Origin of the sequence: Streptomyces sp. NPDC001922 (assembly GCF_042891165.1) — a bacterium.
Classification (GTDB): Bacteria; Actinomycetota; Actinomycetes; order Streptomycetales; family Streptomycetaceae; genus Streptomyces.
Map to the genome: position 1 here is coordinate 18,898 of NZ_JBIASV010000003.1, position 24,782 is coordinate 43,679.

Genomic DNA, 24,782 nt, shown 5'->3' on the forward strand with positions numbered 1-24,782 from the left:
GGGACCGTCAGTGCTTGCCGTACTTCTGGTCGATGTAGGCGAACAGCGACGCTGCGGTGACCGACTTCCCGGGGTCGTCGTCCGGGCCGGTGGCACCGGCCGGGGCGGGGTTCTCCGTGAGCTTCGACAGCAGGGTTTGCAGGCGTTCGGCGATGCCGGTGCGGGTGGCGTCATCGGGCTCGGCGGTGGCGAACACGGCCTCCAGCCGGTCCAGTTCCTCGAGGAGGGCGGTGCCGTCCGGGGCCTGCGCCGAAGGCCGCTCCGGGCCGCCGGGCGCGGACTCGGTGTCCCTGGTGGCGCCCTCGGGGAACAGCTTCGCCGCCAGGTGGCCGGCGAGGGCGGCGGGCGTCGGGTGGTCGAAGACCAGGGTCACCGGCCAGCGCCTGCCGGTACTCGTGCCCAGCCGGTTGCGGAACTCGACCGCGGTGAGCGAGTCGAAGCCGAGGTCCCGGAACGCCCGTCCGGTGTCGATGAGTTCCGGGGAGAAGTGGCCGAGCACCCCGCCCGCCTGGGTGCGGATCAGGTCGAGGAGCGCCTCGTGGCGTTCCGCCGCCGGGAGGGCGGAGAGCCGCTCCACCAGGGTGGTTCCGTCGGTGGCCGCGAGCCCGGAGGCGGCGCGGCGCGGGCGCCGGTGCCCGGCGGCGACCGCCCGGAAGAGGGCGGGCACGGCGCCGTCCTCGCGGCGCAGCGATCCGGTGTCGAGCGGTACGGGGACCAGCAGGGGCGTGTCGGCCGCGGTGGCCAGGTCGTAGAGCTCCAGGCCCTGTTCGGAGGTGAGCAGGGCGGCGCCCTGCCGTTTGATCCGGGTCAGGTCGGTGTCGGCGAGGTGGCCGGTCATGTCGCTGGCCTGCTCCCACAGCCCCCAGGCGAGGGAGGTGGCGGGCAGTCCCCGGGCACGCCGGTGCTGGGCCAGACCGTCGAGGAAGGCGTTGGCCGCCGCGTAGTTGCCCTGGCCGGCGCTGCCGAAGGTGGATGCCGCGGAGGAGAACAGGACGAAGAACGCCAGGTCCGCGTCCTGGGTCAGCTCGTGCAGGTGGACGGCGGCGTCGGCCTTGGGGCGCAGGACGGTGTCGAGCCGGTCGGGGGTCAGGGCCTCCACGACCCCGTCGTCGAGGACGCCGGCGGCGTGCACGACTCCGGTCAGCGGGTGTTCGGCCGGCACGGAGGCGAGGACCTCGGCGAGCGCCGTCCGCTCGGCGGTGTCACAGGCGACCAGCCGGGCCCGGGCGCCGGCCGCGGTGAGCTCGGCCAGCAGCTCGTCGGCGCCGGGCGACGCGGGGCCGCGCCGGCTGGTCAGCAGCAGGTTCCGCACGCCGTGCCGGGTCACCAGGTGCCGGGCGAGGAGCCTGCCCAGGGTGCCGGTGGCGCCGGTGAGCAGAACCGTTCCCTCGGGGTTCGGGGCGGACGGCAGGGTCAGCACGACCTTGCCGATGTGGCGGGCCTGGCCCAGGTGGCGGAAGGCCTCGGGGGCGCGCCGCACGTCCCAGGCGGTGACCCGCGGCGGGTGGAGCACACCGCGCTCGAACAGCTCCAGGATCTCGCCGAGCATCTGCCCGATCCGGTCCTGGCCGGCCTCGCCGAGGTCGAAGGCCCGGTAGCGGACGCCTTGGTGACGGGCCGCGACCTCCTGGGGGTCGCGGATGTCGGTCTTGCCCATCTCCAGGAACCGTCCGCCGCGCGGCAGCAGGCGCAGCGAGGCGTCGACGAGCTCCCCGGAGAGGGAGTCGAGGACGATGTCCATGCCCCTGCCGCCGGTGGCGGCCAGGAACCGCTGGTGGAAGGCGTCGTCCCGGGAGGAGGCGATGTGCGCGTCGTCGAGCCCGAGGCCGCGCAGGGCGGCCCACTTCCCGGGGCTCGCGGTGCCGAAGACCTCGGCTCCGAAGTGCCGCGCGAGCTGGACGGCCGCCGTTCCGACGCCACCGGCCGCCGCGTGGACGAGGACGGCCTCACCCGGCCGTACGGCGGCGAGGTCCGTGAGGGCGTAGTAGGCGGTCAGGAAGGTCACCGGAATCGACGCCGCCCGGACGTACGACCAGCCGTCCGGGATGCGGGCGACGACCTTGCGGTCGGTGACCGCGACCGGTCCGAACCCGCCGACGAACAGGCCCATCACCCGGTCGCCGGGGGCCAGATCGGTGACGCCGGGGCCCACGTCGAGGACCACACCGGCGCCCTCGCTGCCCATGGTCTCCTCGCGCGGCACGACCCCGAGGGCCAGGACGACGTCCCGGAAGTTGAGTCCGGCGGCGCGGACGGCGACCCGGATCTGTCCTTCCCCGAGCGGGGCGGTCGCCGCGGCGTGTTCGACCAGGGCGAGGCCGTCCAGGCTGCCCTTGACCGGGATGTCCAGCCGCCAGGCATCGATGCCGGCGGGCGGCGACAGCAGCGCCTCGGTACCCGCGGTGGCACGGGCCAGCCGGGGAGCCCGCAGCTCGCCCTGCCGCAGGGCGAGCTGCGGTTCGTCGGCGGCGCGTGCGAGGGCGGCGGGCAGCGCCTCATACGAGCTGTCGTGGTCGTCGAGGTCGAGGAGGACGAACCGGTCGGGGTGCTCGGACTGCGCCGACCGGATCAGGCCCCACGCGGGGGCGGTGACCAGGTCGGTGAGGTGCTCGCCGCGTTCCGTGGCGACGGCGCCACGGGTGACGAAGACCAGCCGGGAGGCGGCGAACCGGTCGTCCGCCAGCCACGCCTGCACCAGCCCGAGGGTCCGGTGCGCGCACTGCCGGACGGCCTCGGCGAGGGCGCTGCCGCTGTGACCGTCGCGGTTGCCCTCGCCGGCACCTTCAGGAAGCGGAGTGGTGTCGGGGCGCGGAGCGGTGTCGAGGCGCAGAGCGGTGTCGGAGCGCGGAGCGGTGTCGGAGCGCGGAGCGGTGTCGGGGCGCGGCGCGAAGAACAGCACGGTCTCCGGCATGCTCGCTCCAGCGTCGACGGCCCGGCTCAGCGACGCGACGTCGTCGTGGACCGCGCTGCCGGGGAGCGCCTTGCCGGCCATCGGGGCGAGCTCGCCCAGGACGGCGTACCGGCCGTCGCGGAGCGCGTCTTCAGCGTCGGTGCTGCCGAGGACCGTTCCGGGTTCAGGGATGCCGGGCGCCGTTCCGGTGGCGGGGTTCGCGGCATCCGTGCCGGCCTCGCGGTTCGCGGAATCCGATGCCGTGCCGGAGGCCCGCAGGGTGGTCCAGTCCACGCGGAACAGGGCGTTCTGGTGGACCTGTGCGGGCGTGAGCCGGTCCAGGGCGACGGGGCGCAGGGTCAGCGCGCCGACGGTGGCCACCGGGCGGCCGCTGTCGTCGGAGACCGTCAGGGCGACCCCTTCGTCTCCGGCCGGTGCGAGGCGGACGCGCAGCGCCGATGCGCCGGTGGCGAACAGGGAGACCCCGCTCCAGGAGAACGGCAGCCGGGCCTGGCCCTCACCGGTCCCGGTGCCGAGACCGGAGCTGAAGCCGATCGCATGCAGGGCGGCGTCGAGGAGCGCTGGGTGGATGCCGTACCGGTCCGCCTCGCCGACCCCCTCGGGGAGGGAGACCTCGACGAAGACCTCGTCCTCCCGGCGCCAGGCCCGTCGCAGCCCCTGGAAGGCAGGACCGTAGCCGTAGCCCCGCTCCCGCAGGTCGTCGTAGCAGCCGTCGAGTTCGACGGGCTCCGCGCCGGCCGGCGGCCAGGCACCGGTCTCCGCGGGGACGGCGGCCCGCTCGTCCTCGCCGCCGAGGGTCAGCAGGCCGCTCGCGTGCCGGATCCACGGCTGATCGGCCGGGGCATCACCGGGCCGGGAGTAGAGGTACAGCGCCCGCGACTCCTCGACGGCGCCGGTGCCGTCCGTGCCCGTGCGGCGAGAGCCGGGGGTGCCGGTGCCGTCCATGCCCGTGCGGAGAGTGCCGGAGGCACCGGTGCCGTCCGTCTCGGGTCCGCCGACCACGACCTGGACCTCGACGGCGCCCTCGTGCGGCAGGACGAGTGGTGTCTCCAGGGTGAGTTCGTCCACGTGCGGGCAGCCGACCTGGTCACCGGCGTGGGCCGCCAGCTCCAGCAGCGCGGTACCGGGGAGCAGTACGGCATCGGCCACGGCGTGGTCCGCGATCCACGGCTGGGTCCGGAGCGACAGCCTGCCGGTGAACACGTATCCGCCCGTGTCGGCCAGCCGGACTCCCGCACCGAGCAGGGGGTGGCCGGCGGACCGCATACCGATCGAGCCGACATCGTGCAGCGCGGCGGCGGAGCGGCGGGGCCAGTAGCGGCGGCGTTGGAACGGGTAGGTGGGCAGGTCGACCCGGCGTGCGCCCGTGCCCTCGAACACGGTGCGCCAGTCGACCTCGACACCCGCGCACCAGGCCTCCGCCAGGGAGGTCAGCAACCGCTCCGGACCACCCTCACCACGCCGCAACGTGCCGACAGCCGTCACCTCACGGTCGGCGGCGTCAGCGGTCTCCTGCACGCCCATCAGCAGCACCGGATGCGCACTGACCTCGATGAACGCATTGAAACCATCAGCCAGCAGACGCTCCGTCGCCCCCGCGAAGTTCACCGTCTCCCGCAGATTCCGGTACCAGTACCCGCCGTCCAACTCCGCACCATCAACCACGCCACCGGTCAACGCCGAATAGAACGGCACCTTCCCCGACACCGGACGGATGGACGCGAGTACTTCGCGCAGACGGTCCTCGATCTGCTCCACCTGCACCGAGTGGGACGCGTAGTCCACCGGCACCATCCGCACCCGCGCACCCTCGGCCTCCCACTGCCCCTGCAACACCTCCAGCACAGCCCGCTCACCGGAGACCACCACACTCGCCGGACCATTCACCGCAGCAATCGACACCGCCGGACCCGAATCCGCCAGAGCCCTGGTGACCTCATCCACCGGGAGCGCCACCGACAGCATCCCGCCGTCACCAGCCATCTCCGCAATCAGACGACTGCGCAACGCCACCACACGGGCGCCGTCCTCCAAGCTCAACGCCCCCGCCACACAAGCAGCAGCGATCTCACCCTGAGAATGCCCCACCACCGCGGCAGGCTCCACACCGTGCGAGCGCCACACCTCCGCAAGGGAGACCATCACCGCCCACAACACCGGCTGGACCACATCCACCCGATCCAACGACGCACAGCCTTCAACACCCCGCACCACATCCGTCAACGACCAACCCGTCAACGGATCCAGCACCGCAGCACACTGCGCCATACGCCCCCGGAACACCGACGACGACAACCACAACTGCTCGGCCATCCCCGCCCACTGCGAACCCTGACCCGGGAACACCCACACCACACCAGCACTACCGGCCGTGGCCACACCCCGCACCACACCCGCACCGGCCCCACCACCGGCCAACACCGCCGCCGCAGACAACGGCTCACCACCCGGAACCAGAGCAACCGCACGATGCTCCAACCCCGCACGACCACACACCAGCGAATACCCCACATCCACCGGCGACACAGCAGCACCCGACCCCAACAACGAAGCCAACAGCCCCGCCTGAGCCCCCAGAGCCTCCCCACCCCGCGCCGAGAACACCAACGGAACCACCGCCGGTGCAGCTGTGGCCTCTCGGGGCTCCTCGGTGGCAGCAGAAGTGGGGGCGCCTTCGATGATGACGTGGGCGTTGGTGCCGCTCACGCCGAACGAGGACACACCGGCCCGCCGGGCCTCGCCGGTGTCGGGCCAGGTGGCGGCCTCGGTCAGCAGCTCGACCGCACCGGCCGACCAGTCCACCTTCGACGACGGCTGGTCGACATGGAGCGTCCGGGGCAGCACCCCGTGCCGCATCGCCATGACCATCTTGATGACACCCGCAACACCCGCGGCAGCCTGCGTGTGCCCCAGGTTCGACTTCACCGAACCCAGCCACAACGGCCGCTCCGCCGCACGCCCCTGGCCATACGTGGCCAGGAGAGCCTGCGCCTCGATCGGATCACCGAGTGCAGTTCCGGTGCCGTGCGCCTCCACCGCATCCACCTGCTCGGCGGACAGCCCGGCATTCGCCAGCGCCTGGCGGATCACCCGCTGCTGCGACGGACCGTTCGGCGCCGTCAACCCACTCGACGCACCGTCCTGGTTGACGGCGGAACCCCGTACCACCGCCAGGACCGGGTGACCGTTCCGGCGGGCGTCCGACAGCCGCTCCAGGAGCAGAACGCCGGCGCCCTCGGCCCACCCCGTACCGTCCGCCGCATCCGCGAACGCCTTGCACCGACCGTCCCCCGCCAGACCCCGCTGACGACTGAACTCGAGGAACGCACCCGGCGTCGACATCACCGTCACACCACCCGCCAGGGCAAGGGAGCACTCCCCGTGCCGCAGGGCTTCGGCGGCCAGGTGCAGGGCCACGAGGGACGAGGAGCACGCGGTGTCCACCGTGACGGCCGGGCCCTCCAGACCGAGGGTGTACGACACCCGGCCCGACAGCACGCTGGCGGCGTTCCCGGTGCCCAGGTAGCCCGCCGTGTCGTCCTCCGCGTCGGCCAGGAGCTGCGGATAGTCCTGGCCGTTGGTGCCCGCGAAGACACCGGTCCGGCTGCCGCGCAGCGCCAGCGGGTCGATGCCGGCCCGCTCCAGCGCCTCCCACGAGGTCTCCAGGAGCAGCCGCTGCTGCGGGTCCATGGCCGCGGCCTCGCGCGGGGATATCCCGAAGAAGTCGGCGTCGAACTGCGGGGCGTCGTGCAGGAAACCGCCCTCACGCACATAGCTGGTGCCGGGGTGGTCGGGGTCCGGATCGAAGAGCTGATCGAGTGCCCAGCCACGGTCGGCCGGGAATTCGGTCATGCCGTCCCGGCCGGCGGAGAGCAGGTCCCACAGCCCTTCCGGCGAGGTGACCCCGCCGGGAAAGCGGCAGCTCATTCCGACGATGGCGACCGGTTCATGGGTGCCGTCCTCCAGCTCCGCAAGACGGCGCCGGGTCCGGCGCAGGTCGGTCGTGACCCGCTTGAGGTATTCACGGAGCTTCTCTTCGTTCGGTACCTCAGTGGACACAGCACATCACCCCAGCTGGAATTGCGAGACAGTCAACGTGATCGGATCGGATACGGCAGTTCTCAGAACTCTCCGAGCTCCTCGTCGATGAGCTGGAAGATTTCCTCGTCCGTGGCCGCGTCGATCCGGTCTGCGTCCCCGTCCGGTACGGGAACGGCGCCGCGCCACTTCGTCAGCATGTCGTTCAGCCTGGTGACGACCTCTCGACGGTCCTGGTCGGACTCCATCGAGGCCAGAGCGGCCTCGATCCTGCCGAGCTCCGCGAGCGTGGAGTCCGCCGACACCGGTCCGGCCGCAGGGGCGTCGGTCTGCTCGCTCGAAGCCGTCATGTCACACAGATGCGCGACGAGCGCGCTCGGTGTGGGGTGGTCGAAGAGCAGCGTGGCCGGCAGGGCGATGCCGGTCAGACGCCGCAGTCCGTTCCGGAGTTCGACCGCGGTCAGGGAGTCGAAGCCCAGGTCGAGGAAGCCTCGATCGGGTTCCACCGACTGGGGCGAGGTGTGCCCGAGGACCGTGGCGACCTGGGTGCGGACCACCTCCAGGAGGATGCGCCGCCGTCCGCTCGTGGACTGTCCGGCGAGACGCTCCGCCAGATCGGTGCCGACCGGCTCGGTCGATGCCCCTGCCTTCGCGTCCGTGACGTTCAGGGCCTGCTGTGCGTCGGGGAGTTCGTCGAGGAGGGGGCTGGGGCGGGCGGCGGTGAAGGACGGGGCGAACCGCTCCCAGTCCAGGTCCGCCACCGTCACCACCGTGTCGTCCTGCTTCAACGCCTCCCGCAGGGCGGCCAACGCCAGATCGGGTGCCATCGCACCCACACCACTGCGCCGCAACCGCTCCTCCACGGCACGACCGTCAGCAGCCATCCCCTCATCGGCCCACGCACCCCACGCCACCGACGTAGCAGGCAGACCCTCCTGACGCCGCACCACCGCCAACGCATCCAAAAACGCATTCGCAGCCGCGTAATTACCCTGCCCCGCACTCCCCGCCGTGCTCGCCAAGGAAGAGAACATCACGAACGCCGACAGATCCAGATCACGCGTCAACTCATGCAGATTCCACGCCGCATCCGCCTTCGGTCGCAGCACGGTGTCGACGCGCTCGGCGGTCATGGCTTCCACCACACCGTCGTCGAGTGTGCCCGCGCAGTGGACGACAGCATCGAGCGGATGCTCCGGTGCAATGCCGTCCAACACGTCGGCCAGTGCCTCGCGGTCGGCGACGTCGCAGGCCGCGAACCTCACCTCGGCACCGAGCGCGGCGAGCTCCTGCCGCAACTCGACCGCACCAGGAGCATCCGGACCACGCCGGCTCACCAACACCAGACGCTCCGCACCCTCACCCACCAGCCACCGCGCCACACGAGCACCCAACGCACCCGTACCACCGGTCACCAACACCGTCCCACCCGGCACCCACGAACCAGAACCTCCCGAACCCACAGAAGATCCCGCCCGCACCAACCGCCGCGCGAACACACCCGACCCACGAACCGCCAGCTGATCCTCACCACCACAACCAGCCAACACACCACACAAACGGCCCGCCACAACACCATCAACCACCGACGGCACATCCACCAGACCACCCCACCGATCAGGATGCTCCAGCCCCACCACACGACCCAGACCCCACACCTGAGCCTGCACCGCACTCACCAAACGATCCCCGGAACCAACCGAAACCGCACCCTCCGTCACCACCCACAACGGAGCCACCACACCCACATCACCCAACGCCTGCACCAACACCACCGACCCCACAACACCGGAGGGGACGGCCAGCACACCGGAGAGTGTCGGATGGTCTGCGATGACATCGCTCAGTCGACGGGCCAGTTCGTCACGGTCCGGTGTCCCGTCCGGCAGTTCGAGGGGCAGGACCTCGGCTCCACGGGCTCGGAGCGCATCGCCGGCCCAGGTGCCGACTCGGCTGCCCTCGGGCATGGCCACGAGCCAGGTTCCGGAGAGCGGCTGAGGGGAGGGCTCGCTCACCGGCCGCCATTCCACGCGATAGCGCCAGCCCTGGATCGTCGAACGCTCCCGGCCCTGCTGTCGCCATCGGGACAGCAACGGCACCATCGCACGCACCGATGCGTCGTCCGGCACGTCCAGCACGGACGCCAGGGTGGCGACGTCCTCGCTGTCGACGGCTTCCCAGAAGGCCGAGTCCGCGGTGTTGAGCCGCTGCTCGTCGGACCGCGGCTCCGGAACGATCCAGTACCGCTCACGCTCGAAGGCATACGTCGGCAGGTCGACACGACGGGCACCGGTACCCGCGAACACCGCCTGCCAGTCGATCTCCACACCGTGAACGTGCAGGCCGGAGACCGCGCTCAGCAGCGTTTCCGCCTCGGACCGGTCGCGGCGGAGGGACGGGACGAGGAACGCCTGACTGTCCTCGGGCAGGCAGTCGCGGACCATGGCGGTGAGGACACCGTCCGGCCCGAGCTCCAGGAACCGCGAGACGCCTTCCTCGTGCAAGGCCTGAACACCGTCGGCGAACCGGACCGCTTCACGGACGTGCCGCACCCAGTACTCCGCCGAGCACAGTTCATCCGGGGTGGCCAGCGTGCCGGTGAGGTTGGAGACCACCGGAATCCGCGGCGCCTCGAACGACAACGTCCCGACGACCGAAGCGAACTCCTCCAGCATCCCGTCCATGTGAGCCGAGTGGAACGCATGACTCACCCGCAAACGCGACGTCTTCACACCAGCAGCAGAGAAACGCTCGGCCACCGCCACAACAGCATCGCGGTCACCGGAAATCACCACCGACTGCGGACCGTTGACCGCAGCGATGGAAACACCGGAGACACTCGTGATCGACTCACGCACCTCGGCTTCGGAGGTGGCGATGGCCACCATCGCCCCGCCCTCCGGCAGAGCCTGCATCAACCGCGCACGCGCCGTCACCAGCACCGCAGCATCAGCCAGCGACAACACACCGGCTACGTGGGCAGCCGTCAGCTCGCCCACTGAATGACCGGCCACAAACTCCGGCCGCACACCCCACGACTCCACCAAACGGAACAGAGCCACCTCAACCGCGAACAACGCAGGCTGCGTGAAGCCGGTGCGGTCCAGCACCCCGGCGTCGGAGCCGAAGACCACGTCCCGCAGCGGTCGCTCCAGATGCCGGTCCAGCTCGCCACAGACCGCGTCCAACGCCTCCGCGAACACCGGATAGCGCTCATACAGCTCCCGGCCCATCGACAGACGCTGGGAACCCTGACCGGTGAACAACACCGCGAGCTTCCCCGAACCCGCAACACCCTCCACCACACCCGGCGCCACACCACCCGACGCCAAAGCCATCAGCGCCGTCACTCCGTCCTCACGGCTGGAGGCTACGACCGCGGCCCGGTGCTCCAACGCAGCACGCGACGTCACCAGCGAAAAGCCCACATCGACAAGGGACAGCCCCGGCTCATCCTTCAGCAGCGACGCCAGCCGGCCCGCCTGCGCCCGCAACGCCTCCGCACTCCGCCCGGACAGCACCCACGGCACCACCGAGGGGTCGGAGTCGGGATGCGGAAGGGGGACTTCGGCGACGGCCGGGGGTGCTTCGAGGATGACGTGCGCATTGGTGCCACTCACTCCGAACGAGGACACTCCCGCTCGGCGCGGCTGCCCGGTTTCCGGCCAGTCCACCGGCTGCGTCACGAGCTCGACAGCACCGGCCGACCAGTCCACCTGCGAGGTGGGCTCATCGACATGGAGCGTTCGGGGCAGGACACCGTGCCGCATGGCCTGCACCATCTTGATGACGCCCGCGACACCCGCGGCGGCCTGCGTGTGCCCCAGATTCGACTTCACCGAGCCGAGGCGCAGCGAACGGTCCGCCGGACGCCCCTGCCCATAGGTGGCGAGCAACGCCTGCACCTCGATCGGATCGCCCAGTGCGGTCCCCGTACCGTGCGCCTCCACCGCATCCACCTGTTCGGCGGACAGCCCGGCATTCGCCAGCGCCTGCCGGATCACCCGCTGCTGCGACGGACCATTCGGCGCCGTCAGACCGTTCGACGCGCCGTCCTGATTGATCGCGCTGCCCCGCAGCACCGCCAGTACCGGGTGGCCGTTCCGGCGGGCGTCCGACAGCCGCTCCACCAGCAGCATCCCCACACCCTCGGCCCAGCCCGTACCGTCCGCCGCATCCGCGAACGCCTTGCACCGGCCGTCCGCGGCCAGACCCCGCTGACGACTGAACTCGATGAAGGCGGCCGGGGTGGCCATGACGGTGACACCGCCGGCCAGGGCCATCGTGCATTCGCCCTGGCGCAGCGACTGTGCGGCCCAGTGGAGAGCGACCAGCGCGGACGAGCAGGCCGTGTCGACCGTCACCGCCGGGCCTTCGAGGCCCAGTGTGTACGCCACGCGGCCCGATACGACGCTCGCGGCATGGCCGATGCCCCGGTAGCCCTCGGTGCTCTCCGGAGCATGCCGGGACAGCGTCGCGTAGTCCTGGCCGTTGGTGCCCGCGAAGACACCGACGCGGCTGCCCCGTACGGACAGCGGGTCGATTCCCGCCTGTTCGAAGGCTTCCCAGGAGGTCTCCAGCAGCAGGCGCTGCTGCGGGTCCATCGCCAGCGCCTCACGCGGCGAAATACCGAAGAACCCGGCGTCGAACTCCGCCGCATCGTGCAGGAAGCCGCCCTCACGGACATAGCTCGTGCCCGGACGATCCGGGTCCGGATCGAACAGCCCGTCCAGATCCCAGCCGCGGTCGGTGGGGAAACCTGAAAGGCCGCTGCGCCCCTCGGCCACGAGGTTCCACAGCTCCTCGGGGGAGCTGACGCCCCCGGGGAACCGGCAGCTCATTCCCACAATGGCGATCGGGTCGTCGTCCGCGGGGAGGCTGCCCTCGACCGGAGGCCCGGAGAAGGCCTCCGGGTTCTCCTCCGTGAGTTCGGCGAGGAGATGGCGCGCCAGAGCCTCGGGGGTGGGGTGATCGAACGCGAGGGTGGCGGGCAGGGCGAGTCCGGTGCTCCGCTGCAGCCGGGTACGGAGTTCGACTGCGGTGAGCGAGTCGAACCCGAGGTCACGGAAGGCGCGCCCGGACTGCACCGCATCCGGCGAGGCGTGTCCGAGGGCGAGAGCGGCCTGTTCGGTGACCAGGTCGAGTATCTCGGCCTCACGCTCAGCCGCTGGCAGTTCCTTCAGACGGTCTCCGAGTCCCGGAGTGGGTGCCGGATCCGATGAGACCGCGGTGCCGGAGCCAACCAATATCCTCTGCACTTCGGGGAGTTCGGCGAGAAGGGGGCTGGGGCGGGCGGCGGTGAAGGACGGGACGAATCGCTCCCAGTCCAGGTCCGCCACCGTCACCACCGCGTCGTCCTGCTGCAACGCCTCCCGCAGCGCAGCCAACGCCAGATCGGGTGCCATCGCACCCACACCACTGCGCCGCAACCGCTCCTCCACGGCACGACCGTCAGCAGCCATCCCCTCATCGGCCCACGCGCCCCACGCCACCGACGTAGCAGGCAGACCCTCCTGACGCCGCACCACCGCCAACGCATCCAAAAACGCATTCGCAGCCGCGTAATTACCCTGCCCCGCACTCCCCGCCGTGCCCGCGAAGGAGGAGAACATCACGAACGCCGACAGATCCAGATCACGCGTCAACTCATGCAGATTCCACGCCGCATCCGCCTTGGCCTTACGGACCGTGGCGAAGCGCTCAGGCGTGAGCGACTCGATGACGCCGTCGTCGAGGACGCCGGATGTGTGGATCACAGCGGTCAGCGGGTGTTCCGCGGGCTGGGAAGCCAGTAGGCCGGCCAGTGCCTCGCGGTCGGCGACGTCGCAGGCCGCGAACCTCACCTCGGCACCGAGCGCGGTGAGCTCCTGCCGCAACTCGACCGCACCAGGGGCATCCGGACCACGCCGGCTCACCAACACCAGACGCTCCGCACCCTCACCCACCAACCACCGCGCCACACGAGCACCCAACGCACCCGTACCACCGGTCACCAACACCGTCCCACCCGGCACCCACGAACCAGAACCTCCCGAACCCACAGAAGACCCCGCCCGCACCAACCGCCGCGCGAACACACCCGACCCACGAACCGCCAGCTGATCCTCACCACCACAACCAGCCAACACACCACACAAACGGCCCGCCACAACACCATCAACCACCGACGGCACATCCACCAGACCACCCCACCGATCAGGATGCTCCAGCCCCACCACACGACCCAGACCCCACACCTGAGCCTGCACCGCACTCACCAAACGATCCCCGGAACCAACCGAAACCGCACCCTCCGTCACCACCCACAACGGAGCCACCACACCCACATCACCCAACGCCTGCACCAACACCACCGACCCCACAACACCGGAGGCGTGGGCACCGGGGAGCGAGCAGCCGTCCTCGCCGAGGGGCAGCAGCGACAGCACGCCGGTGATGTCCTGCGAGCCGACGGCCTCCCGGAGGAGGTCCGCGACGGTTCGTCGATCGGCGGTGGCATCGACGGGAACGCGCACGAACTGCGCGTCCCGCCCTTCCAGCAGCGACAGCCAGGCCGGGCCGTCTCCGCCGTCGGCACGGTGCGTCGGGACGACGACGATCCAGGTGCCGGTGAGCGTCGACGGCCGGACGGTGGGCAGGGGCTTCCACTCGATGCGGTAACGCCAGTTGTCGATCAGGGACGCGTTCCGGTGCCTGCGCCGCCACGAAGAGAGCGCGGGGATCACTTGGTGCAGGGACGCTTCATCCGACAGGTCGAGCGCCGCTGCCAAGGTGGGGACGTCTTCACGTTCGACGGCCTCCCAGAAGGCCGAATCCGCCCCGCCGCCCTCCCGCCCCGAGGACTGCGGCTCCGGAACGATCCAATACCGCTCACGCTTGAAGGCATACGTCGGCAGGTCGATACGGCGCGCGCCGGTGCCGGCAAAAACGGCCTTCCAGTCGATCTCCATGCCGTGAACGTGCAGGGACGAGACCGCACTCAGCAGCGTTTCCGACTCCGACCGGTCGCGGCGGAGGGACGGGACGAGGAACGCCTGACTGTCCTCGGGCAGGGACTCCCGCGCCATGGCGGTCAGCACACCGTCCGGGCCCAGTTCCAGGAACCGCGAGACACCTTCGGCGTGAAGGGCTCGGATGCCATCAGCAAAGCGCACCGCCTCACGGACATGCCGCACCCAGTACTCCGGCGAACAGAGCTCTTCCGCCGTAGCCAGAGCACCCCAGAGGTTCGAGACCACGGGAATCCGCGGCGCCTCGAACGACAACTTCTCCGCCACAGCACGGAAAGCGTCGAGCATGCCGTCCATGTGAGCCGAGTGGAACGCATGACTCACCCGCAGACGCGACGTCTTCACACCAGCAGCAGAGAAACGCTCGGCCACCGCCACAACAGCATCGCGGTCACCGGAAATCACCACCGACTGCGGACCATTGACCGCAGCAACGGAAACACCGCAGGTGTCCTCGAGGACCATCCGCACCTCTGCCTCGGAAGAAGCGATGGCCACCATCGCCCCACCCCCCGGCAGCGCCTGCATCAACCGCGCACGCGCAGACACCAGCACCGCAGCATCAGCCAGCGACAACACACCCGCCACATGGGCAGCCGTCAGCTCACCCACCGAATGACCGGCCACAAACTCCGGCCGCACACCCCACGACTCCACCAAACGGAACAGAGCCACCTCAACCGCGAACAACGCAGGCTGCGTAAAGCCCGTCCGGTCCAACACCCCGGCATCAGCACCGAAAACGACATCCCGCAGCGGACGCTCCACATGCCGGTCCAGCTCACCACAGACCGCGTCCAACGCCTCCGCAAACACCGGATAGCGCTCATACAGCTCCCGGCCCATCGACAAGCGCTGGGAACCCTGACCGGTGAACAACACCGCCAACTTCCCCGAACCCGCAACACCCTCCACCACACCCGGCGCCACACCACCCGACGCCAAAGTCATCAGCGCCGTCACTCCGTCCTCACGGCTGGAGGCTACGACCGCGGCCCGGTGCTCCAACGCAGCACGCGACGTCACCAACGAGAAACCCACATCCGCAACCGACAGACCCGGCTCACGCTCCAACAACGCAACCAGCCGACCCGCCTGCGCCCGCAACGCCTCCGCACTCCGCCCGGACAGCACCCACGGCACCACCAGGGGCGATACGGCTCCCCCGTCGTCGTCACGAACCGTTTCGACCTGCGGCTCGTTCGTCGGGGCGTCTTCGAGGATCACATGGGCGTTGGTGCCGCTGATGCCGAACGAGGACACACCGGCACGACGCGGCTGCCGGCCGTCCTCCGGCCAGTCGACCGGCTCCGTCAGCAGTTCCACGCCCCCTGCCGACCAGTCCACATGCGGTGACGGCTCGTCGACGTGCAGCGTCCGCGGCAGGACGCCGTGCCGCATCGCCAGCACCATCTTGATGACGCCCGCGACGCCCGCGGCCGACTGGGTGTGACCGATGTTGGACTTCACCGAGCCGAGCCACAGGGGGCTCTCGGCAGCGCGCTCCTGACCGTAGGTGGCCAGCAGCGCCTGCGCCTCGATGGGATCACCGAGCGCCGTCCCCGTACCGTGCGCCTCCACCGCGTCGATCTGCTCGGGCGCGAGGTGGGCGTCCGTCAGTGCCTGGCGGATGACCCGCTGCTGGGAGGGTCCGTTGGGCGCGGTCAGGCCGTTCGACGCACCGTCCTGGTTCACCGCCGAACCGCGCACCACCGCCAGTACGGGGTGGCCGTTGCGGCGGGCGTCCGACAGCCGCTCCACCAGCAGCATCCCCACACCCTCGGCGAGGCCCATGCCGTCGGCCGCCCCGGAGAATGCCTTGCAGCGGCCGTCGGCCGCCAGGACACGCTGACGGCTGAATCCCGCGAACGGGCCGGGTGTCGGCATGACCACGACGCCGCCGGCCAGCGCCAGTGAGCATTCGCCCCGCCGCAGGGCCTGCACCGCCCAGTGGAGAGCCACCAGCGACGACGAGCAGGCGGTGTCGACCGTGACCGCGGGGCCCTCCAGGCCCAGCGTGTAGGAGACCCGGCCCGACAGCACACTCGCCGCGGTCCCGGTGACCAGGTGGGCCTCGGCACCGTCCGGGGCCTGCCGCGGGTCGCCGCCGTAGGGCTGGGCGGCAGCGCCCACGAAGACGCCGCCGCGGGTTCCGCGCAGGGTCGTCGGGTCGATGCCCGCACGCTCCAGCGCCTCCCACGAGGTCTCCAGCAGCAGGCGCTGCTGCGGGTCCATCGCCAGCGCCTCACGCGGCGAGATGCCGAAGAACCCGGCGTCGAACTCCGCCGCGTCGTGCAGGAAGCCGCCCTCACGGACATAGCTCGTGCCCGGACGATCCGGGTCCGGATCGAACAGCCCGTCCAGGTCCCAGCCGCGGTCGGTCGGGAAACCGGAGATCGCGTCGCCGCCGGCGGTGAGCAGCTGCCACAGGTCCTCGGGGGACCGCACGCCGCCCGGGTAGCGGCAGCTCATGCCCACGATGGCGATCGGGTCGTCGTGCGGGGCTGCCACGGTCGCCGGGCCGGCCGGCGCGGTGGCGGAGGCCGCCGTCCCGCCCTGGTCCGTCGTGCCGCCGAGGAGTGTCCCGGTCAGATGGCGGACGAGGGCCTGCGGGGTCGGGTGATCGAAGATCATGGTCGCCGGGAGCCGGACGCCGATCGCCGTCTGGAGCCGGTTGCGCAGTTCGACGGCGGTGAGTGAGTCGAACCCGATGTCCCGGAAGGCCCGGTCCGCCGCGACGGACTCCCCCGAGGTGTGGCCGAGCACCGCGGCGGCGTGCGTCCGTACGAGCTCGAGGACCGCGGTCCGCCGCTCGTCCGCGGGCAGCGCGGCGAGCCGGCCGGCGGCCGACGTCTCCCCCGGCTCGCCCGTGCCGCCGTCGCCGGCAAGCGCGAGGGCGGCGCTGTCGGCGCTCTCCACGGCGACCCGCGCCTCGGGCACGGTGTCGAGGAGGGGACGAGGCCGCGCCATGGTGAAGGCGGGCACGAAGCGGTCCCAGTCGACGTCGGCCACCGCGACGAACGTCTCGTCGTGGTCGAGGACCTGCTGGAGCGCGGTGAACGCCGGCTCGGGTGCGATGAAGGGCAGCCCCTGACGCCGCAGTTGCTCGGGCAGCACCTCTGCACGGTCGGCACCGCTGTCCCAGATGCCCCACGCCACCGAGGTCGCGCCGGGACCCCGGGCCCGGCGCCGCTCCGCGAGCGCGTCCAGGTGGGCGTTGGCGGCGGCGTAGGCGGCGTGGTTGCCGCTGCCCCAGACGCCGGAGATCGAGGAGAACAGGACGAACGCGTCGACCTCCGGGCCGAACAGCTCGTCGAGGTGCTCCGCGCCCCGCGCCTTGGCGTCGACCACGGCGGCGAAGTCGGCGAGCTCGGTTTCCGCCAGTGCGGCCAGCTCGGTGTAGGCGGCCGCGTGCAGCACGGCCCGCACCGGTTCCCCGGCTTCCGCGAGCCGTTCGGCCAGGGCGGCGACGGCGTCGCGGTCGGAGACGTCGCAGGCCGTGAGGGTGACCCTGACCCCGAGCGCGCTCAGCTCGTCGACCAGTTCGGCCGCTCCCGGGGCGTCCGTTCCGCGCCGGCTGGTGAGCACCAGGTGCTCCGCGCCGCGGTGGGCCAGCCAGCGCGCGATGTGCGGCCCCAGGCCTCCCGTGGCGCCGGTGACGAGGACGGTGCCGGTCGGCTGCCAGTTCCGTACGGCCGGCGTACCGGCCAGCGGGGAACGGACGAGCCGACGGGCGTACACGCCGGAGGAACGGACAGCGAGCTGGTCCTCGTCCCCGCTCTCCGTGAGCACTCCGCACAGCCGGTCGAGGAGCCGGTCGAGGATCAGGGGGTCCTGTGTCTGCGGGAGGTCGATCAGACCGCCCCAGCGGTCCGGGTGCTCCAGTGCGACGACTCGGCCGAGCCCCCAGATCTGGGCCTGTGCGGCATCGGGGAGTTCACCGGCGCGGCCGGTGGCGACGGCGCCCGCGGTCACCAGCCACAGCGGGGCGTCGACGCCGGCGTCGCCCAGTGCCTGCGTCAGCACCACGGTGGCGGCCGTGCCGGACGGCAGAGCCGGGTGCACCGGATGTGCGCCGCCGGTGAGTGCGGCGAACGACAGCACGCCCGCGACCGGCCCGGCGGCGTCGACGGCCCGGCGGAGCCGCCCGGCGACTTCCTCGCGCAGGGGTTCCGTGCCGAGCGGCACACGGATCAGGTGCGAACCGCGCGCCTCCAGTGCGTCCGCCCAGCGGTCTCCGGAACCGTCGCGGGGCACCAGGGCGAGCCAGGTCCCGGCGAGGGCACGTGCCTGTGCTCCGGGGAACTGCTGCCAGTCGATGCGGTAGCGCCACTGGTCCACCGTGGACAGCTCGCGGTGCTGCCGCCGCCAGGACGACAGCGCGGGCAGCACCGTACGGAACGGCTCGCCTTCCGCCACCTTCAGCGTGGAGGTCAGGGAGGCGAGATCCTCGCGTTCGACCGCATCCCAGAAGGTGTTCTCCGCAGCGCTGATGCCTTCCGCCCCGGCGTGACGGTGTGCGGCCGCAGGTGCTTCGAGCCAGTAGCGGCGGCGTTGGAACGGGTAGGTGGGCAGGTCGACCCGGCGTGCGCCTGTGCCGTCGAACACGGTGCGCCAGTCGACGTCGACACCCGCGCACCAGGCCTCCGCCAGGGACGTCAGCAACCGCTCCGGACCACCCTCACCACGCCGCAACGTACCCACAGCCGTCACCTCACGGTCGGCGGCGTCAGCGGTCTCCTGCACCCCCATCAACAGCACCGGATGCGCACTGACCTCGATGAACGCATCGAAACCATCAGCCAGCAGACGCTCCGTCGCCCCCGCGAAGTTCACCGTCTCCCGCAGATTCCGGTACCAGTACCCGCCGTCCAACTCCGCACCATCAACCACGCCACCGGTCAACGCCGAATAGATGGGCACCTGTGCCGTGCTCGGCCGAAGCCCCGAGAGCACCTCACTCAGCTGCTCCTCGATCTGCTCCACCTGCACCGAGTGGGACGCGTAATCCACCGGGACCATCCGCGCCCGCGCACCCTCGGCCTCCCACTGCCCCTGCAACACCTCCAGCACAGCCCGCTCACCGGAGACCACCACACTCGCCGGACCATTCACCGCAGCCACCGACACCGCCGGACCCGAATCCGCCAGAGCCCTGGTGACCTCATCCACCGGGAGCGCCACCGACAGCATCCCGCCATCACCAGCCATCTCCGCGATCAGACGACTGCGCAACGCCACCACACGGGCGCCGTCCTCCAAGCTCAACGCCCCCGCCACACAAGCAGCAGCAATCTCGCCCTGTGAATGCCCCACCACCGCGACCGGCTCCACACCGTGCGAGCGCCACACCTCCGCAAGGGAGACCATCACCGCCCACAACACCGGCTGGACCACATCCACCCGATCCAACGACGCACAGCCTTCAACACCCCGCACCACATCCGTCAACGACCAACCCGTCAACGGATCCAGCACCGCAGCACACTGCGCCATACGCCCCCGGAACACCGACGACGACAACCACAACTGCTCGGCCATCCCCGCCCACTGCGAACCCTGACCCGGGAACACCCACACCACACCAGCACTACCGGCCGCGGCCACACCCCGCACCACACCCGCACCGGCCCCACCACCGGCCAACACCGCCGCCGCAGACAACGGCTCACCACCCGGAACCAGAGCAACCGCACGATGCTCCAACCCCGCACGACCACACACCAGCGAATACCCCACATCCACCGGCGACACAGCAGACCCCGACCCCAACAACGAAGCCAACAGCCCCGCCTGAGCCCCCAGAGCCTCCCCACCCCGCGCCGAGAACACCAACGGAACCACCGCCGGGATCTCACGCAGCGGCACAGCAGTGGGTTCGGCATCAGTCGCCGGGACACCGGTCGGGGGAACCGTGGCCGACGCGGTGTCGGCGGCCGGGTCCTCCAGAATGACGTGGGCGTTCGTGCCGCTCACGCCGAAGGCCGACACAGCGGCCCGGCGCGGGCCGCCGGTCCGCGGCCAGCCGACGGGCTCGGTGAGCAACCGGACGTCTCCCGCTGCCCAGTTGATGTGGTGCGAGGGCTCGTCGACGTGCAGGGTCTGCGGCAGAACGCCGTGCCGCATCGCCAGCACCATCTTGATGACACCCGCAACACCCGCGGCAGCCTGCGTGTGCCCCAGGTTCGACTTCACCGAACCCAGCCACAACGGCCGCTCCGCCGCACGCCCCTGACCGTACGTGGCCAGCAACGCCTGCGCCTCGATCGGGTCGCCCAGCGTCGTCCCCGTACCGTGCGCCTCCACCGCATCCACCTGCTCGGCGGACAGCCCGGCATTCGCCAGCGCCTGCCGGATCACCCGCTGCTGCGACGGACCGTTCGGCGCCGTCAGACCGTTCGACGCGCCGTCCTGGTTGATCGCGCTGCCCCGCAGCACCGCCAGTACCGGGTGGCCGTTCCGGCGGGCGTCCGACAGCCGCTCCACCAGCAGCATCCCCACACCCTCAGCCCAACCGGTGCCATCAGCCGCGCCCGCGAAGGACTTGCACCGGCCGTCCGCCGCCAGACCCCGCTGGCGGCTGAACTCCACGAACACACCCGGCGTCGACATCACCGTGGCACCGCCCACCAGCGCCATCGAACACTCACCCTGCCGCAGCGACTGCGCCGCCAGATGCAGGGCGACCAGCGACGACGAGCAGGCCGTGTCGACCGTGACCGCGGGGCCCTCCAGGCCCAGGGTGTAGGCGATGCGGCCGGTGGCGACGCTGCCCGCGTTGCCGGTTTCGAGAAAGCCCTCGATGTCCTCGGGCACCGTGTCCAGTCGGGCGGCGTAGTCGTGGTACATCACGCCGGCGAAGACCCCGGTCCGGGTGCCGCGCAGCGAGAGCGGGTCGATGCCGGCCCGCTCCAGAGCCTCCCAGGAGGCCTCCAGCAGCAGGCGCTGCTGCGGGTCCATCGCCAGCGCCTCACGCGGCGAAATACCGAAGAACCCGGCGTCGAACTCCGCCGCATCGTGCAGGAAACCGCCCTCACGGGCGTAGCTGGTGCCGGAGTGGCCGGGGTCCGGGTGGTAGAGGCGTTCCAGGTCCCAGCCGCGGTCGTCCGGGAAGCCGGAGACGGCGTCGCCGGCGGACGCGAGGAGCTGCCACAGATCGTCCGGCGAGGTCACGCCGCCGGGGAAACGGCAGGCCATGCCGACGATGACCACCGGGTCGTCCTGGGCGGCCGCGCCGGCGGAGGCCGGGGTTTCCGCGGTGTCCCGCCGTTCGGCGGTCTCCAGCAGTTCGGTGTGGAGGTGGCGGACGAGTGCCTCGGGGGTGGGATGGTCGAAGACCAGCGTCGCGGACAGCCGCAGCCCGGTGGCGGCGGCGAGGCGGTTGCGCAGTTCCACTCCGGTGAGGGAGGTGAAGCCCAGTTCCCGGAAGCTGCCGTGGGTGCGGAGCGCCGTCCCGGCGAGGTTGCCGTGCACGGCACCGACCTGGGTGCGCAGCAGTTCGTGGAGGGCGCGCCGGCGCTCCCCGTCGGACAGGGCGGCCAGCCGGTCGCGCAGTGCGGACAGCACCGTGGCGGACTCGGCGTCCTCGGCGTCCGGGGGCAGGAGGTCGCGGCAGAGGGCGGCCAACGGAGTGTCGGCGGTGCGCAGTCGCAGTGCGGCGTGGTCGAGCCGCAACGGTACGAGGACGGTGTCGTCCAGGCTCCTGGAGAGGTCGAAGAGGGCCGGCCCTTCTTCGGCGGAGAGCGTGCCGTGTCCCGGTGCGGTCTCCGGGGAATCGGTGCCGGCCCAGGGGCCCCAGGCAAGGGATGTGGCGGGCAGTCCCTGTGCCCGGCGGTGCTGGGCGAGGGCGTCGAGGAAGCCCGCCGCGGCGCCGCCACCCGGGGTGCCGGGCGCCTCGGAGAAGAGGACGAACGCGTCGAGCGCGAGGCCCGCGGTCAGTTCGTGGAGGTGCAGAGCACCGTCTATGCGAGCGGTGCCGTCGGTGCGGGACGTTCCGTCGGCACGGTGGCTGTTGACGTCGTCGGTGTGCCGGGACCGTTCGGCGGTCGGCGCGTCGTCGTCCGCGGTGCCGGCGGTGTGCACCACCGCGGTGAGGGGGTGTTCGGACGGGAGCCCGGCCAGGAGCCCTGCCGCATCCGCGCGTCGGCTCACGTCGCACGCGGCCAGGGTGACGGTGGCTCCGGCGCTGGTCAGTTCGGCCCGGAGGCCGGCCGCGTCCGGGGCGCGGTCGGCGGCCGGGTCGGCCAGCACCAGATGGCGCACGCCGTGTGCCCGGACGAGGTGCCGTGCCATCCGTCGGCCGGTGGTGCCGAGGGCCTCGGTGATCAGGACGGTCCCGTGCGGGTTCCAGGGGCGGATGTCGGGCGTGGTGGAGCGGGCGGGACGCAGCCGGGGGGCGCATGCCCGGCCCGCGCGCAGGGCGAGCTGCGGTTCTCCGGTCGCGACGAGAGCGCGAACGGCGGCTCGGGAGGCCTGGTGGTCGTCGGTGTCGAGCAGGATCAGCCGGCCGGGGTGTGCGGTCTGGAGCGACCGTACGGCACCGGTCACCGCTGCGCCGGCCAGGTCGGGGGCGGGGTCGCCGGGTACGGCGGCAACGGCCGAGCGGGTGACGAGGACCAGGCGGGAGGTGGCGAACCGGTCGTCCGACAGCCAGCTGTGCACGGTGTCCAGCGCGGCCCGGGCGGCGGTGCGTGCCGTGGCGCCGTCGGCGGGGCGGGCCCCGGCCGGTGCGTGCGGGACCGGAGTCGCGCCGGCCGGGATGTGCGGGCCCGGAGTCCCGCCGGCCAGGGTGTGCGGGAGGTGGCAGGCCACGAACTCCGGCACAGGCGTGCCGGCGTCGACGGCGGCGCGCAGCGCGGCCAGGTCCGGGTGGCCGGCGGCGCCCGTCAGCAGGTGCCGGGGGCCGATCTCGGCCCACCCGGTTCCCCCGATGTCAGGGGCGTCGGTGTCCTGGGCGGCCCCGGAGGACCCAGCGGTCGGCACCTCGGCCCAGTCGACCCGGAACAGTGCTTCGTGCCCGGTGTCCCCCACCGTGAGCAGGCGGGCGGGGCGTTCGGCGAGCAGATGCCGAATGATCTTGCCGGAGCCGGTGCGCGGGATCGTGTCGACCGCGTACAGCGCCGCGGGCAGCTTGTGGTTGGCCAGTCGCTCCCGGCAGGTGCGGAGGGTCTCTTCGCCGCTGTAGGTGCCGCTGTCGTCCAGGATCACATGGGCGACGGGGACCTCGCCGAGGCTCTCGTGCGGCCGGCCGGCGACGGCCGCGTCGGCGATGCCGGGCGCCGCGCGGAGAGCGTCCTCGATCTCCGCGGGGTGGATGTTCTCCCCGCCGCGGATGATGAGTTCCTTGATGCGGCCGCTGATGGTCAGGTAGCCGTCGTCGTCCTGCCGAGCCAGGTCGCCGGTGCGGTACCAGCCGTCGCGCAGGGCCTCTTCGGTGGCCCGGGGCTGGTTGTGGTAGCCGGTCATCAGGCTGGGGCCGCTGACCAGGACTTCGCCTTCCGTGCCGGTGGGGACGTCGCGGCCGGTGTCCGGATCGACGAGCCGGACGCCGAGGCCGGGGACCGGCCGGCCGCACGATCCGCTGACCGCGGGGCCGTCGGGCCGGTTGATCGCGATCATGCCGCAGGTCTCGGTGCTGCCGTAGCCGTCGAGGAGCCGGAGGCCGAAGGTGTCCTCGAAGGCGCGGCTCAGGGAGGGGGTGGTCACCGCCCCCGCGACCAGGCAGACGCGCAGTCCGGATGCGTCGAGGCGCGTTCCGCGGGCGGCGAGCACCAGGTCGTGGTACATCGTCGGGACCCCGGCCGTCATGGTGAACGGCTCGTCGCGCATCAGGGCGAGCACGTCCTCGGCGGCGTACCCGCCCATGATCCGGGCGGTGGCCCCGGTCGCGGTCACGCCGATGACGCAGAGGATGTGGGCGAGGCTGTGGAACAGCGGGAGCGGCCACAGGACACGGTCGTTCTCGGACAGTCCGAGGACGGGTGCGTAGCAGGCGGCGACGGACCACAGGCAGCTGCGCTGGGTGGACACGACGCCCTTGGGGCGGCCGGTGGTGCCGGAGGTGTAGAGCATCCACGCCGGCTCGTCGAGACCGAGGTCGTCGGGAGCGGGCGTGTCCGGGTCCGTGGTCGCCATGGTCTCGAACGAGCGGTGCGGGGCCGTGGCCGGGTGCGCTGTGCCCGGGTCCTGGACGAGGACGAGGGTCACCCGGTCGCGGCCGTCGTGCAGGATGCGCGTGACCTGCTCCAGGTGTGCGGAATCGGCCACGATGACGCGGGCGCCGCTGTCGTCGACGGCGTGGGCCACCTCGGCGTCGGCGGAGCGGGGGTTGACGGGCACCCCGACGCAGGCGGCCCGGGTGATGGCGAGGTAGGTCTCGACGACCTCGACGCTGTTGTTGAGGAGGAACACCACGCGGTCGCCGCGCTCCAGCCCCAGCCCGGCGAGGTGTCCGCCGAGCCGGGCGGTCCGGCGTTCGAGGTCACGGTAGGTCGCGCTGCGCCGCCCGTCGTCGAAGGCGACCTTGTTCCCGCGCTGCTCGGCGTGCGCACGCAGCAGTTCGGACAGTGGCTGGATCAGCTCCGCGCGCAACGTCGTTTCCCTCTCATGGTTCGTGAATCCGCAGAAACGGGCGCAGAGCCCGGTGGGGCGTTCAGCCCAGGCGTGTGGGGCGGTGCTCGCGACGTGCGGCGGTGTGCGCGTGGGAGCGCCGCGAGATGTGCCGTGCTGCGGAGGCTGCCGCGGGGGCCCGGTCCGCGGGGGCGGCAGGGGCGGTGACGCCCGCAGGCACACCGTCCGCCGCCCGCGCGGTCAGGTACGCGCGC

1 protein-coding gene and 1 pseudogene are annotated in these 24,782 nt (G+C 71.7%); both read right to left on the reverse strand.

Annotated features, from left to right (window positions below):
• Positions 1-7: 7 nt before the first annotated feature.
• A pseudogene (locus ACFYYR_RS05710) lies at positions 8-6,919 on the reverse strand (SDR family NAD(P)-dependent oxidoreductase); the annotation flags it as partial.
• A 113-nt stretch (positions 6,920-7,032) separates the two neighbouring features.
• Complete coding sequence (locus tag ACFYYR_RS05715; RefSeq protein ID WP_388847303.1) at positions 7,033-24,549, reverse strand: type I polyketide synthase; 17,517 nt, start codon at positions 24,547-24,549, stop codon at positions 7,033-7,035.
• Positions 24,550-24,782: the final 233 nt, after the last annotated feature.